Source organism: Salinicola sp. V024 (assembly GCF_052645315.1).
In genome coordinates this window covers 211,929-226,850 of record NZ_JBQXYB010000005.1, presented here as the reverse complement: position 1 = coordinate 226,850, position 14,922 = coordinate 211,929, and the positions used below count along the sequence as shown (strand labels likewise).

Annotated in this window: 15 protein-coding genes; all 15 read right to left on the bottom strand. The window is 60.5% G+C overall.

Going from position 1 to position 14,922, the window contains the following annotated elements; translation table 11 throughout:
- Window positions 1–8 precede the first annotated feature (8 nt).
- Complete coding sequence (gene cheY, locus ACUN9V_RS10380; RefSeq protein ID WP_110691715.1) at window positions 9–398, bottom strand: chemotaxis response regulator CheY; 390 nt, start codon at window positions 396–398, stop codon at window positions 9–11.
- A gap of 77 nt (window positions 399–475) precedes the next feature.
- Window positions 476–1,546: a protein-glutamate methylesterase/protein-glutamine glutaminase gene (locus ACUN9V_RS10375; protein ID WP_110691714.1), complete on the bottom strand. Its 1,071-nt coding sequence runs from the start codon at window positions 1,544–1,546 to the stop codon at window positions 476–478.
- Between the two features lie 10 nt (window positions 1,547–1,556).
- Window positions 1,557–2,453, bottom strand: coding sequence for a CheR family methyltransferase (locus tag ACUN9V_RS10370; RefSeq protein WP_445511313.1), 897 nt, complete (start codon window positions 2,451–2,453; stop codon window positions 1,557–1,559).
- A gap of 14 nt (window positions 2,454–2,467) precedes the next feature.
- On the bottom strand, window positions 2,468–4,636 hold the full coding sequence (locus tag ACUN9V_RS10365; protein ID WP_445511312.1) for a methyl-accepting chemotaxis protein: 2,169 nt from the start codon (window positions 4,634–4,636) through the stop codon (window positions 2,468–2,470).
- A 120-nt stretch (window positions 4,637–4,756) separates the two neighbouring features.
- Window positions 4,757–6,388, bottom strand: a complete 1,632-nt coding sequence (locus tag ACUN9V_RS10360) for a methyl-accepting chemotaxis protein (protein WP_445511311.1) — start codon at window positions 6,386–6,388, stop codon at window positions 4,757–4,759.
- A 236-nt stretch (window positions 6,389–6,624) separates the two neighbouring features.
- Window positions 6,625–7,125 (bottom strand): chemotaxis protein CheW, encoded by a 501-nt coding sequence (locus ACUN9V_RS10355; protein ID WP_075562071.1) that lies wholly within the window; start codon window positions 7,123–7,125, stop codon window positions 6,625–6,627.
- Window positions 7,122–9,242: a chemotaxis protein CheA gene (cheA, locus tag ACUN9V_RS10350; protein WP_445511310.1), complete on the bottom strand. Its 2,121-nt coding sequence runs from the start codon at window positions 9,240–9,242 to the stop codon at window positions 7,122–7,124. The genes ACUN9V_RS10355 and cheA overlap by 4 nt, the downstream gene beginning before the upstream one ends.
- A 48-nt stretch (window positions 9,243–9,290) precedes the next feature.
- Window positions 9,291–10,226 carry a flagellar motor protein MotB gene (gene motB / locus ACUN9V_RS10345; protein ID WP_445511309.1) on the bottom strand — a complete coding sequence of 312 codons (936 nt, stop codon included), beginning with the start codon at window positions 10,224–10,226 and terminating at the stop codon, window positions 9,291–9,293.
- Complete coding sequence (motA, locus tag ACUN9V_RS10340) at window positions 10,223–11,110, bottom strand: flagellar motor stator protein MotA (RefSeq protein WP_075562068.1); 888 nt, start codon at window positions 11,108–11,110, stop codon at window positions 10,223–10,225. Before motA ends, motB begins: the two co-directional genes overlap by 4 nt.
- Before the next feature lie 188 nt (window positions 11,111–11,298).
- Window positions 11,299–11,889 (bottom strand): flagellar transcriptional regulator FlhC, encoded by a 591-nt coding sequence (flhC, locus tag ACUN9V_RS10335; protein ID WP_445511308.1) that lies wholly within the window; start codon window positions 11,887–11,889, stop codon window positions 11,299–11,301.
- Window positions 11,890–11,892: 3 nt separating this feature from the next.
- Window positions 11,893–12,225, bottom strand: a complete 333-nt coding sequence (gene flhD / locus ACUN9V_RS10330) for a flagellar transcriptional regulator FlhD (protein ID WP_075562066.1) — start codon at window positions 12,223–12,225, stop codon at window positions 11,893–11,895.
- A gap of 325 nt (window positions 12,226–12,550) precedes the next feature.
- Complete coding sequence (locus ACUN9V_RS10325; RefSeq protein WP_445511307.1) at window positions 12,551–12,844, bottom strand: EscU/YscU/HrcU family type III secretion system export apparatus switch protein; 294 nt, start codon at window positions 12,842–12,844, stop codon at window positions 12,551–12,553.
- Entirely contained in the window at window positions 12,834–14,117 is a 1,284-nt protein-coding gene (locus ACUN9V_RS10320) for a flagellar hook-length control protein FliK (protein ID WP_445511306.1), read from the bottom strand. Before ACUN9V_RS10320 ends, ACUN9V_RS10325 begins: the two co-directional genes overlap by 11 nt.
- Entirely contained in the window at window positions 14,114–14,494 is a 381-nt protein-coding gene (fliT, locus tag ACUN9V_RS10315; protein WP_445511305.1) for a flagellar protein FliT, read from the bottom strand. The genes ACUN9V_RS10320 and fliT overlap by 4 nt, the downstream gene beginning before the upstream one ends.
- Before the next feature lie 4 nt (window positions 14,495–14,498).
- Window positions 14,499–14,909 (bottom strand): flagellar export chaperone FliS, encoded by a 411-nt coding sequence (gene fliS / locus ACUN9V_RS10310; protein WP_445511344.1) that lies wholly within the window; start codon window positions 14,907–14,909, stop codon window positions 14,499–14,501.
- Between the last annotated feature and the right edge of the window lie 13 nt (window positions 14,910–14,922).

Here is a 14,922-nt window from a genome sequence, read left to right as displayed (position 1 = left end):
CATAGGCGTCACTTGCCCAGTTTTTCGAAAATTTTGTTGAGCTTTTCTTCGAGCGTGGCGGCGGTGAAAGGCTTGACCACATAGCCGTTGGCGCCTGCCTGGGCGGCCGCGATGATATTCTCTTTCTTGGCTTCGGCCGTCACCATCAGCACGGGCAGCGAAGAGAGCTGGGGGTCCTGCCGGATCTCCTTGAGCATCTCCAGACCGTCGAGATTGGGCATGTTCCAGTCGGAGACCACGAACTCGAATGCGCCGGTTCGTAGCTTGGTCAACGCTTCCTGACCGTCCTCGGCCTCTTCTACGTTCTCGAATCCGAGCTCCTTGAGCAGGCTGCGGACGATCCGACGCATGGTCGGGAAATCGTCCACCACCAGAATGCTCATGTTCTTGTCAGCCATCGTCTTTCCTCTTCGATTCGTTAGGCGGGCATGCCGTGAATTATCGGCAGCATGACCGTTCGCTTTACAGGTGCTGTCTATACGCGCTGCGCGCGTCCCGCCAGGTGCATCTGCTGAACCAGATGGCCGGCAATATCGGTCAGCGCAATGACCTCCGTCGCTCCGCCGAGCGCAATCGCCTCCTTGGGCATGCCGAAGACCACACAGCTTGCTTCGTCCTGCGCCACGGTATGCGCGCCGGCCTCGCGCATTTTCAGCAGGCCGACCGCACCGTCACGGCCCATGCCGGTAAGGATGACACCCAGAGCGTTGCGTCCCGCGCAGGCGGCCGCGGACTCGAACAGCACATCGACCGAGGGCCGGTGACGGTTCACGGGTGGGCTCTCGTCGAGCGCTATCACGTAGTTGGCGCCCGAACGCGCCAGCCGCATGTGCCAGTCGCCCGGCGCAATGTAAACGTGACCGGGTAACACGCGCTCTCCCGCTTCGGCCTCCTTCACCGTGACACGGCAGAGTCGATCGAGACGTTCGGCGAAGGAGCGCGTGAAGCCGCCCGGCATGTGCTGGGTGATCAACACCGCAGGACTGTTGGCCGGCAATGGCTCGATGACCTGACGGATCGCTTCGGTCCCCCCGGTAGAGGCACCAATAATGATGATCTTCTCGCTGGAGAGAATTGGTGCCTTGAGTACCCGCGGTGGCGCCGCTGGTGTCGCTGTTCGATGTTGCTGAAGCGGTTGCGGTCGAGACTGCGCGGCGGCGCGGATCTTGTCGGCGATCAAGTCGGCATACTCCAGCATGCCTTCACGGATGCCGACTTCCGGCTTGGCCACGAAGTCCACCGCGCCCAGTTCCAGCGCCCTCAGCGTAATCTCGGACCCGCGCCGGGTCAGCGACGAAATCATCAGCACCGGCATGGGGCGCAGTCGCATCAACCGCTCGAGAAAATCCAGACCGTCCATGCGCGGCATCTCGACATCGAGCGTCAACACGTCGGGGTTGTGCTGCTTGATCAGGTCACGGGCGACCAGCGGATCCGGCGCCGTGGCCACCACGGTCATGTCGGGCTGGGCGTCGATGATCTTGGTCATCAGGTCACGAATGAGCGCCGAGTCATCGACACAGAGCACTTTGATCGTCGGTTTCACCGCTCACTCCCTAGCGTGAGGCGTCCGGCATCGCCCGCGACGAGGGTGATGCCAATGTGTAAACGGTCTGACCTCTCAAACGAAAAGCCTGACTCAGAAAGGAGAAGTTCTCGGAGTGACCGGCGAACAGCAGACCATCCGGCTTCATCTGGGCGGAAAATCGCCGCAGGATGTTCGTCTGCGTCTCTCTATCGAAGTAGATCATGACGTTGCGACAGAAGATGATGTCGAAAGGACCGTTGATCGACCATGATCCGGTGACCAGATTGAGCGGACGAAAATCGATCATCGAGGCCAGTTCAGGTCGCACTCGAGCCTTGCCGGCACGGCTGCCACTGCCACGCTGAAAGAATTGCCGACAGCGAACCTCACCGAGCTTTTCCACTGTTTCCAGCGCATAGACGCCGGCGCGAGCGGTATTCAACGCCTCGGTATCGATATCGGTCGCCAGGATCTTCACCTGCGAGGCCGCCGGGCCCAGGGTTTCTCTCACCGTCATTGCCAGGGAGTAAGGCTCTTCCCCGGTCGAGGCCCCGGCGCACCAGATCTTGATACCGGTACCGCGTCGGCGTACTTCCTCGGCCAGCACCGGGAAGTGATGGGATTCGCGAAAGAACGCCGTGAGATTGGTGGTGAGAGCGTTGGTGAAAGCCTCCCACTCCTCGGACTCGGCTCGTCCCTCCAGCCGGTCCAGATAGTCACCAAAACGCGTCATGCCATGCAGTCGCAGGCGCTTGGCCAGCCGGCTGTACACCATCTCCCGCTTGTTCTCCGCCATGACGATACCGGCACGGCGGTAAATCAAATCCCGGACCCGCTCGAAGTCCCGCGAGGTAAAATCGAGATCCCGGGTAAAGCGCACGGCATTCCCATCGACGCTCCCAGTGGGATCTGGGGCTGAGAACATGGCTGGCTCGGATTTCAAAATGATTCCCACTCCTGGTTGTCATCCGTCACCGCACGACGAGGGCTCTCGATAAACTCGGCCGGCTTGTTCGTCGGACGATGCCGAGGGGTGACAACGGGCTCGCGCGGTGCCCGATGCTCGCCGACGACCACCCGTTCTTCTCCGCTGCCCGCCAACCGGAAGACGGCGATGGACGTTGCAAGATGGTCGACACTGGCGCGCAGTTCGGCCGCAGAGGAAGCCGTCGTCTGCACGCGCTCGGCGTTCTGCTGGGTCACTTCATCCATCTGCGCGACGGCCTGGCTGATCTGCTGGATACCGCTGGTCTGCTCTTCGGAGGCGGCGGAAATTTCGCTGATGATATCGTTGACGCGAGTCACCGCGTTGACGACTTCCTCGATCGACCCTTCGGCCTGACGGACCAGATCGGCGCCGTGACCGACTTCCTGAGTCGAGCTGTCGATCAGATTACGAATCTCCTTGGCCGCATCGGCGCTGCGGCTGGCAAGATTGCGGACTTCACCCGCGACCACGGCAAATCCGCGTCCCTGCTCGCCGGCCCTGGCGGCCTCGACGGAAGCGTTCAGCGCCAGGATATTGGTCTGAAACGCGATCGAATCGATTACCCCGACGATATCCGCCACCTTGCGCGAGCTGTCGGTGATGCGCCCCATCGTACCTACGACCTGCCCCATCACCTCGCCACTACGACGCACCGTATCCGTCGCGCCATCGGCCAGTTGACTGGCCTGACGCGCGTTGTCAGCATTCTGCTTCACGGTCGCGGTCATCTGCTCCATGCTGCTGGCGGTCTCGGCCAGTGAGGCAGCCTGCTGCTCGGTCCGAGAGGAGAGATCCTCGTTGCCGCTGGCGATATCCCGCGTCGCCGGGGCTACCACCGCGACGTTCGAATTGACGTCGCCGACGATCGTGCCGAGACTCTGGCGCATGCCGTTGAGCGCCCCGATCAGCCGCCCCACTTCGTCATTGCCGCGCTGCTTCAGCGTCGCGCCGAGATTGCCCGAGGCGATCTGTAGCGCGAAGTCCAAGGCTTCACGAACCGGCTTGAGCGTTGCGCGTATGGTCGTCAGCCCCACGATGATCAACAGGATGGTGCCGGCTCCGAGCAGCGAGATCAGGAAGATCATCGTGATACGCTGGGATTCGGCAGCACTCGCCGCCATGGTAGCCCCACTCTCACGCTTCGCTTCGACCAGCGCATTCAGATCGCTGCTGATCTTGTCGCTGTTGGCCGCCAGCACGTCGTTGTAGGCGACGTAGGACTGGTAGAAGTCGCCCCCGTTCAACGCCTCCATCACCCCTTTCAGGCCTTCGTCACGGTACTGCTGAAGATCGGCGGCGAAGGTCTCCGCGGCCGGCGTCTGGTTGACGGGACGATCCTGGTAGAAGGCGTCCCAGGTCCCGTTCAGTTCGGCGATGAGCGCATCGACCTGCTCGTTGACCGGTGCCAGGTCGGCAGCCATCGGGTTGCTGACCGGTTTGTCGACCAGATCTCGCCCCTTCGACATCAGTTGATCGATTTTCTGGAGTCGCGCCAGGTCTTCCAATCCATTGGTGGTCAGCTGCTGCAGACGCTGACCATCCGCATGCATCGCATACATCGATACGCCGCCGCTACCGGCCAGCACGACCAATGCCAGGACCATCATCGAAATCAGGCGGCCTTTCAGCGAACGTAAGCTGAGACGCCGAATTGTCGGGAACAACCCCCGAGGTTTCAGCTCGCCATGGTCGAGCTTGACGCCTCGCCTGCGACCGGCCAACAGCTGCGGATAATGCTTTTCCGCCAGTTGGCGTGGCTTGTCGGCGACCTTGACTCGCACCGAGGTGTAACCGGCGATCTTGCCGTCTTCGATGATGGGGGTGACGGTCGACTGGACCCAGTAATGCGATCCATCCTTGCGCCGGTTCTTGATCACCCCAGTCCAGTTCTCACCCTTCTCCAGCGTTTTCCAGAGATCCGCGAAAGCCGCCGGCGGCATATCCGGATGTCGGATGAGGTTATGCGGAGCGCCGATCAGCTCTTCCCGGCTAAAACCGCTGACCCTGACGAAAGCCGGGTTGGCATAGGTGATCCTGCCTGTCAGATCGGTTCGCGAAATAAGATAATCCGATTCGCTTATCGCGAACTCCTGGTCGAGCACGGGTTGATTGTTTCGCATCGCAGCATCCCTGGTGTTGTCGTGCACACTCGCGATCTGCGTGAGGCAGATCAGAGATCATTGTCGTGACTGGTTATCGGCCGATCACCCGCTCTCTTGAGCTCCTGGAGAGGCCTCCGATCACGCCGGCTGTTCCCGGCGCGATGTTGTCTTTTCGACGTTGGGCTGCCACTGGGTCAGACCGGAATCGCTGACTTCCGTCTCCGCTACCCGATAATGTTCCAGCGTCGACTCTAGCTTCTGCGCCTGACTCACCAGCGACTGCGAGGCATTGGCTGTCTGCTGTACCAGCGCAGCGTTCTGGCTGGTGACCTGATCGAGCTCCGTGATCGCCTGATTGACCTGCTCGATGCCGCTGCGCTGTTCTCGCGACGCGTTGGCTATCTCTTCCATCAGGCCACTGACGCTGGTCACCGAGGAGACGATCTCCTCCATGGCGCGGCCCGCCTGTTCAATCAGCGTGGCGCCGCTGTTTACCTGTTCGCCCGATCCGGTGATCAGCCGACGAATATCCCGGGACGCTTCGGCGCTTCTGCTCGCCAGGTTGCGCACTTCTTCCGCGACGACCGCGAATCCTCGCCCGGCGGAGCCGGCACGAGCCGCTTCGACAGACGCATTCAAAGCCAGAATGTTGGTCTGGAACGCGATGTTGTCGATCATGTCGACGATTTCCGCCATCTGCCGCGAGCCGTCCTGGATCTGTGACATCGTGGTCTCGATTTCGCGCATCATCTCGCCGCCCTGCTGCGCGCGCTGACGCGTCTGGGATGCAGCCCGCGTGGCCGTTTCCGCGTTATCGGCATTGTGGCGGACGGTTTGAGTCAACTGCTCCATGCTGGAGGCCGTTTCGACGATGGCAGCGGACTGCTGATCGGTGCGCACCGCCAGATCCTGATTGCCGCTGGCGATCTGGCCAGCGCCGACATTGACCCATTCGGCGCTGGCGCGAACGTCGGCAAATGTCCGGGATAGCCGCTGACGCATACTTTCTATCGCGAACAGCAGACTGTCGGTGTCCTTCGACTTGAGAACCAGAGCCTGGGAAAAATCGCCCTCGGCAATCTTCCGGATACTGTTACGCGCATGGCCGGGATCGCCGCCCAGCCGACCCAGAACATTACGGATGACCCAGGCGACGATCAGCGAGAGCAGGCCGCCGATCGCGGCGATCAGCGCCAGGTAGACCACGGCACCGTCCGCCAGCACGGCGTCGATGTCGTCGACATAGACGCCGGTGGCGATCTGCCAGTCCCACTGCGGTACGCGCATGACATAGCTAAGCTTGTCGTACGTCTCGTCGCCATCACTGCGACGCGAGGCGTAGGGAACGAGCCCGCCGTCGGGCTGCTGGGCAGCAGCGAACATTTCGCGATAGAGATAGACCCCGTTGGGATCCTGATAGTCGCGCATGCTGTCACCCACGGCGCGACGCGGATGCTCGACGATCTCGAGGTTGGAGTCGAACACGAAGATATAGCCGTCGGCGCCGAAACCGAGATGGGCCAAAGCGTTGCGCGCCTGCTGCTTGGCATCCGCTTCGCTCAACTCGCCGCTTTCCGATTGGCTGACGTAATTGTCGACCAGTTGCTTGGCGCTACCGATGAAGTACTGGAGGCTCTGGATACGCTGTTCTACCAGGTTTTCCCGCATGGAGTAGAGCGACCAGCCCGCCACCATGATCAAACCGATCCACATCAACCCCAACGTGGCCCACAGCTTGCGACGCATCGTCCACTCTCGAAAATTCAGCATGGCGTTTCTCACCTTGATAACTTGATCGGCGCCTCGCCTCCCCGTATGGCGAAGCTGATGGTATAAGCGCGATAGCAACGTTATCGGCTTAGCGCGGATCAGCTTTATCTTTATTAGACTAAAGTCGAAAAACCGGATCGCGCCATGAACTGCTCGTGTCGTGATCCGCTCGCGCCGTGCCGGCCAAAAAAACCGCAGCCGAGGCTGCGGTCGATATTCATTCCATGGTGCCCGGATCAGGCGCTTTCGGCAGTCCGTTCGACGAGCTGCATCTCTTCGTGGGTCAACAGCTTTTCGATGTCGACCAGTACCAGCATGCGATCTTCCAGGCTTCCGATACCGCTCAAGTAATCCGACGACAGGGTGACGCCGAATTCCGGCGCCGGCTTGATCTGATCCGGCGCCAGACTCATCACGTCCGAGACGCCGTCGACGACGATACCCACGATACGGTCATCGACGTTGACCACGATCACCACCGTCTGACCGTCGTATTCGACCTTGTCGAGATGGAACTTGAGCCGCAGGTCGATGATCGGCACGATCACGCCGCGCAGATTGGTGACCCCCTTGATGAAGTCCGGCACATTGGCAATGCGGGTGACGTTCTCGTAACCGCGAATTTCCTGCACCTTGAGAATATCGACCGCATACTCCTCTTCACCCAACGAGAAGACCAGATACTCGCGGCTCGCGGCGTCGTTGACGATGGCATTCATGCTCGCTTGCGAACTCATACTAGCGATACCTCTTGTAGATGTTGGTGTTTCGCCTCGTGGCGCTGCTGTGATTTGCGCCGGTCGAGACGATGAAGGTCGGCGATATCGAGAATCAGGGCAACGCTGCCATCGCCAAGGATAGTGGCCGCGGAGATGCCCGGGACCTTGCGATAATTGGTTTCGAGGTTCTTGACCACGACCTGCTGCTGGCCGATCAGATCATCGACCAGCAAGGCGTAGCGACGTCCCTCACCCTGGACGATGACGGCGATGGCCTCGGTCAATTCGGTCCTGGCGTTGGCCACGTCCAGAGCATGGTGCAGCGCGATGATCGGCAGATACTCGTCGCGCACCTTGAGCAGCTGATCGTCGCCCGCCATCGAATAGATGTCGTCGAGCTGTGGCTGCAGTGATTCGAGCACCGCATTGAGCGGCAGCAGGAAGGTCTCCCCACCACAGCGGATCGACATGCCGTCCAGAATCGCCAGCGTGAGCGGCAACACGATCCGCGTCGTCGTCCCCTGGTTGGGTTTGCTCAGGATCTCGACGTGCCCGCCCATGGCCTGAATATTACGCTTGACGACATCCATGCCGACGCCACGCCCGGAGACGTCGCTGACCTGTTCGGCGGTCGAGAAACCCGGGGCGAAGATCAGCTGCCAGACGTCGTCATCGCTCATGGTGTCGGTGACGGCGAGACCGTTGGACCGGGCCTTGGCCAGAATCCTGTCTCGATTGAGCCCGGCACCATCGTCGATCACTTCGATCAGGATATTGCCGCCCTGGTGCTGGGCGGACAGCGTGAGATGGCCGGTCGGCGACTTGCCGGCAGCTTCGCGGCGTTCCGGAGACTCCAGACCGTGATCGAGACTGTTGCGAACCAGATGGGTCAATGGGTCGATGATGCGCTCGATCAGGCTCTTGTCGAGTTCGGTGGACTTCCCCTCGGTGATCAGTTCGACGTCCTTGCCCAGCTTGGACGCCAGATCGCGCACTAGCCGCGGAAAACGACTGAAGACGTAATCCATCGGCATCATGCGAATCGACATCACCGACTCCTGCAGATCGCGGGCGTTGCGCTGTAACAGATTCATGCCGTTGACCAGCGGCCCATGAGAGACGATGTCCAGATCGCTGGCCGTCTGTTCGAGCATCGACTGGGTAATGATCAATTCACCGACCAGATTGATGATCTGGTCCACCTTGTCGACCGGCACCCGAATGGTGCTGGACTCGGCCCCCTTGGCGTTCTTGCTACCGGACTTGCCACTCGGTTTGCTACTGGCCTTGCCGCTCGGCAATGGGGGCGCCTCAGCCACCGACGTTTCGTCGCTAACCGGCACCGGCTCGCTGGACGGTACCGACGTCTCAACCATCGGTTCCCGGGCGGTCGTCTCTGTGCTGGCCTCGACGGGGGCAGCCGCATCGACCTGGATCGACAGCTGCTCCGGCTCGATGATGAAACAGAGCACCGCTTCGATATCATCCTGGGATTCAGAGCTGTCCAGAACCACCTGATACCGCGCCGCATCGCCCGACTGCGACGCGATCACACCGAAATGCTCGAGCTCGTCGACCAGCAGATTACGATCCTTGTCGTTCACATCCGTCAGCGTAATCGACAAGCGCTGGGTAGCGCTCTTGCCGGTATCGTCGCTCTTCGGACTCTCCACTGAAGAAGCGGGGGTCGTCGCTGCGGGTTCCGGTGTCGCGACCACCGGCACATCCGCTGCCGCACCGCCCTGGCCCAGCTCATCCAGCGCCATTTGCTGCAGGACGTGCGAAATCCGTTCGAACGCTTCGGCATCCGGCTCACTGCCGTTGCGGTAGGCATTCAACTGGTCATGAAGCATATCTTTGGTTTCCAGAAACGTGTCGACGATATCCCGCCGGAGAGTGAGCTCGCCACGCCGGGTATGGTCCAGCAAGTTCTCGAGCAGGTGCGTCGTCTCCTGCAGGACGGTAAAGCCAAAGGTGCCAGCCCCCCCCTTGATGGAGTGCGCGGCACGGAAGATCGCATTGAGCTCTTCGACATCGGGATCGTCGACATCGAGGTCCAGCAGCAGGCGCTCCATATCCGCCAGCAGCTCTTCGGCTTCTTCGAAGAAAGTGTCGTAAAAATCAGAAATATCCATGAGCACCTGCCATAGAAGCCCCATCAACAGGGCGTGAACACGTTTGCATCAACCCGCTGAATTCGGCTCGATCATCCCGCCATCATTGCCACTCGCTCCACCACCGCTGCCTGCCAACGGCGTTGTCAGAGGTGAGGGCAGCGGCGTCTTTTCCTGCTGTTCGATTGCCTGAGCCGCCCGGTTATCCAGCACCACGATGCTGATCCGGCGGTTGACGTCGTCGCTGGGGAGCGTGTTCGGCAAGGTGATGCGTGAACCCATCCCGGCGACTCTCAAGAGCTTGTCCGGCGCGAGGCCGGCGGCGATCAGTTCCCGGCGTGAAGCATTGGCACGATCGGCGGACAGCTCCCAGTTGCTGTACCCTTTTTCCCCGCCAGCGTAAGGAATGTCATCGGTGTGGCCGCTGATGCTGATGGGATTGGGCATCTCGTTGAGCACGGGTGCGATGCGACCCAGAATCTTCTGCATGTAGGGTTCGAGGCGATCGCTACCGAGCTCGAACATCGGCCGCTTGTCACTATCGACGATCTGCACGCGCAACCCTTCGGGCGAGAAATCCATACGCAGCTGCGAACTCAGCTCCTTGAGCTGCGGGTCGCTCTGAATCACGCTCTGCAGACGATCGCGCAGATAGCGCAGATTGCGCTGCTCGTCACTCGAGCGCGTCTGCTCGCGGATGTTCACGCGGCGTTCCTCGCCATCGACCTTGGTCGGATTGTCGCCCCCACCGGGTATGGCGCTGGTGCTCGCCGTCGTCTTGTCGCCGCCCGTCAAGGCGACGGCTAGTGGAGTACGGAAATATTCGGCGATATGCTCCAATTGGCTCGGACTGGCCGTGGAAAGAATCCACAGCACCAGGAACAGCGCCATCAATGCCGTCATGAAATCGGCGTAGGCGATCTTCCAGGACCCACCGTGATGCTTCGCCGACTGAACCCGCTTGCGCTTGACGATCAGCGGCCGCCGTTCATCACCACTACTCATGGACCCTCCGTTCCCGTGCTGCGCAGGGTCTGTCCGCTGGAACGAACGTGTTCTTCAAGCTCGCTGAATGACGGTCTGATAGCGGTAAACAGCGCCTTGCGGCCGAACTCCACCGCCAACTGCGGCGCCAGACCATTGAGACTGGCCATCAGGGTCACGCGAATGCACTGAAGCATCTTGGTCGCTTCACCCGCCTGCAGGTTGATGCGGTGAGCCACGGGCGTCACGAAGCCATAGGCCAGCAGGATCCCGACAAAAGTACCCACCAGCGCCTGTGCGATCATCTGTCCCATGACACCGGCGCCCTGATCCGCCGATCCCAGAGCGTGCACCACGCCCATGACCGCTGCCACGATGCCGAAAGCCGGAAGTCCGTCGCCGACGGCCGATAGCGAGTGCGCGGGCAGCTCCGCTTCATGCTGGAAGGTCTCGATCTCGTGCTCCATCAGCGCATCGATCTCGAAGGGATCCATGTTGCCGCTGACCATTAGACGTAGATAATCGGTCAGGAACCCCATGATCATCGGATCCGAGAGGATCTTCGGATAGTCCGCGAAGATCGCGCTGTCCTGCGGCGCATCGATATCACGCTCGATCGCCAGCATGCCGTCGCGTCTCGCCTTGGTCAGAAGCCGGTATTGAAGCGCCATCAGCTCCATGTACATCATCTTGTTGTAGCGCTTGGTGCGCTTTAGCTTCGAGAACGACCGCAACGTCGCCTTGATCGCCTTGCCGTTGTTGGCGCAGACGAAGGCGCCGAGAGCGGCTCCGACGATCATCACGAACTCGGCGGGCTGCACCAGCGCACCCAGATGCCCGCCAATCGCGACGTAGCCACCGAATACACTACCCAAGACGATGATGTAGCCTAATAGGATCAGCACGGAGAGGCTCCCGAAACAGTGCATGGCAAACTTGCTGACTGTATCGGCAGCCGAGGCGTCGCGCTTGAGGGTAGAAATATCAGAAAAGCGTGATTGTTCGAAAAACGACGGTGCCAGGCAGGCATCTCGTCGCCGAACGGACACAAAAAAGCGGGCCCGTTGGCCCGCTTCTCGATGACGAAATCAGCCTAGACGGCCAAGCGGTCCGCCAGCGACATCTCCAGAGGAACGAACGTCGGTGCGGCCGGTTTCGACATCGCCTTGGCCTTGCGGGTTTTGCCAGCCCGGGAAGGGGGCTGGCAGATACCGCAGACGTAGTCCTGCATCGGGCTATGAGCATGCGCCACGAAATCGCCCTTACAGGTCTTGCAGCGCGACAACTGCAGCAGATCGCTCTCGAAGAATCGCACCAGCGTCCACGCCCGCGTCAAGCCGAGCGTGGGCTCCGCACCATCGAGTTCGACCTGCTCGAGATACAGCCGATAAGCCTTGACGAACGCAGGCATCCGCCCGCAACCCAGCTCTTTAGTGAGGCGACGATAGACGTTGTAGAACAACGATGAATGAATATTGGGTAGCCAGGTAATGAACCAGTCGGCCGAAAACGGCAGCATGCCTTTGGGCGGAGACATGCCCTTGACTTCTTTGTAAAGCTTGATCAAACGCCCGCGACTCAGATCCGTCTCGGTTTCGAGAACCTGCAACCGCGCCCCCAGCTCGATCAACTCGATGGCCAGCTGCACCTGAAGCATCTCCGCAACGAGGCTCTTGTCCGCCATGGATCAGCTCCCCTGCCGGGACGAGAATTGAACGCGACCCGCACCGGCCATCAGCAGTGAGGCATGCGTCTGCTCGAGCCCCTGGGCTCGCGGGTTACGGACCAGCATATTGAGCTGCTCGGCATCCGTGAATCGCAGATTACATAATAACTGATTTGTTCGAGACAGTTGAGTCAACTGCTTGATCGATAAGCGAATAATGGTATCCGCAAGATCGGCATTCATGTCGAGTCGAAACATCGCCGATTCACGATCCTCGTTCAGCAGGCGCTGAACCAGGAGCAGATAGGAGAGATTGAGATCTTGAATGTCATCCAGAAGACTGTTCGGGGCCATTGTCCGATTCCCTGCGTATGGTTTTATTGGCTTCCATTGATTGAAAGCTCCAGCCGACATAGCCATGGAGGCGACTACATCAGTTCTTTATGATGGACCTAGTTTGCGACTTTTTGATGAACAAAAGCAAGTTTTGTTACCAAATTTATAATCACGTAACGAGCTCGTCGCTATTGAGTTTGCTATCGATTGATTTAAATAACTGATCCTACGTGAAATATTGTGATTACTGCCTTTACGGGCAAATGCGAACTCGTGAAGACAAACGGCCTCAAAAGACACATTGAATAACAATACCGTTTAAAATAGAACCTGACAGTCAACGCTAATGCTGATGGCCTGACTTCGCCGCACTGTCGATCTGGCCGATCCACACCAGCAACTCTGCTACCACCTGATAGAGCGACTCCGGAATACGGGCATCCAGGTCGACCTGCATCAATAGCGCAACCAGTTCCGGGGAGTCATGTACGAAAACGCCCTCCTGCTGTCCGAGTTCGATGATGCGATCCGCCACATTGCCGTAACCCTTGGCAACGACCCTGGGCGCGTCCGTTCGTTCACCGCTGTAAGCCATGGCGATCGCGCGTCGGCGGGCATCCGCATTTCTATCGCTCATGATGGCTCGCTCCCAATGCGATCTCTGCTTGTATACCCAACGCAGTCAGGCGCTGGCGCAATGGTTCGAGCTCCCGCCGGACGCGATCCCGGGTGGGCGCCTCGGAAGGATCGATCTCCACTCGTAGTGCAGTCGCCTGGCGCGCCTGGAAGGTGATGTCGACAACGCCCAGAGTGGGCAGCCGAACCTGCACCTCGGCGCGCCACTCGTCGCGGGTTTCGTCATCGTACCGCGGTGAACGATCATCGACGTCGTCATCGTTATCGTCGAAAGCCGGATCGCGTGGCAACTCGGAAAACATCAGTGTCATCGGCACCCCGGGCCACAGCTGCCCTTCCCAACGTAGATTGGGTGCCACGATCAGCTCCAGCTGATGCCGAACGATCGCCTGCAATGCCTCCGTGGGTTGCTGCGAAAGCTGGTGCGCACGGGACATGGCGAGTGACGATGCCGTATCCGATACGCCGGCCATTGAAGACGAACGCTCACCGCCGAAACCGGCCGCCGTGACAGACTGCGAGAGACGCGTTTCCCCGCTCACAATGGCGCTTGAACTCACGGCCTCGTCGAGGTTGGCTGTCGCCGAGGTCATGCCGGCGAAGGTACTCGTCTTCGCCGGCATGGGCGTCGAGCTCGGAGAAACATGCGGAGGCAATGCTTGGCTGCCACCGCCGGTCAGGAGTCCCGAATTCAGTGGCGTCGGCGTGGCCAGAAATGGCATTGGCATGGACAGCATCGAGGTCGGCGTGAACGGACGAAAGGTCAGGCTCAACCAGGCCTGAGGTTCGCGCATCAGCGCCGACCGGGGATACTGACCGGCCATCCATCGCTGCAGATGAGATTCATAGAAGGCTCCGCTCTCGCGAACGCTTTGCGACAGTGCGGTGGCGAGGGAATCGGCGCTGTCCGCAGGCTGGAGCAGAAGCGCGGCAAGCGGCCGGACCGATGCGGTCTGAGTGGCAGGAAAATGCGAGAGCAGATCAGCGATCTTTATCGCGGTCGGACTCAAGTGTAACTGCGAGGACGAGAGTCCGGCCTGACCCGACGGTGGAGCGGGCGCAGAGGCGCCTTCCCGGACCGTCGCCGGGGATGGGCCCATGACGCGCTCCCCGCCCTGCTGATGTAGACGAGAGTCGCTGCGAGCCGGCTGAATGGCGTCCGAAGACGTCGCCGCCGACACTGGTAACGGCTGGTCCTTGATGACCGGCGTGTCGACACGCTTGCCGAGAACCTGATGCAAAAGGGTGTCGAGTATCGGCGTGATGCCGCTCACGGGCGCTCGTCGGTCGGCACCGCGCGCAGTCGTGAGGCGATGCTGCCGCGCCCCGCCTGGTAAGCCTGCCCCAGTGCCTGCTGTCGCCGGGAACTGCCAATGAGATGGCTCAGCTCCTCGCGACGGGACTCCAGCACACGGCGCGTCTCGGCGTCCTGGGTCAGGATCTGCTCGAGCAAGCTGAATTTCTGTTCACGCTCCGAATCGGTCAACGACTGCACTTCATCGAGAGACCTCACGCGCTGAAGCGATACCACGTAGCCGGCCTCGCACTGCACCAGGGCTTCCCACTCCTGCTCTCGCGCCAAACCCAGCATCCGGCTCGACACCTCTAGTAACTGACGGTACTGCTCGATGACCGAAGGGCCTGATGTCATTCGATTATACTCCCCCGACCATCTCGACCGGCGCCTGCCGAAGCTCACGCCAACCGGAGCCGATGTTATCGAGAAGTGACGCGGCTTGATCCAGCGCGGCCATGTCGTCACGCAGATTGGCCTGCAGCAACAGTCTGGCGACGTAGTCGTAAAGCTGCCCCAGATTGGCGGCGATATCGCCCCCCTTTTCATGGTCCAGCGCTGCCGCCAAGCCGTTATTGACGATGTCGATCGCCTTGGAGATCGACGCGCCCTTGGCTGCCCGGTTGCCGTCCTGCATATGCAGGCGAGCACTGGCGATCGCCGCCTGGACACCATCGAACAGCATGACGATCAGCTGGTGGGGGTCGGCAGACATGACCGCCGACTCGACCCCAATCCGCGCGTAGGCGCCCGCGCCCCGTCGTGAATTCATCATCGTTGAGACC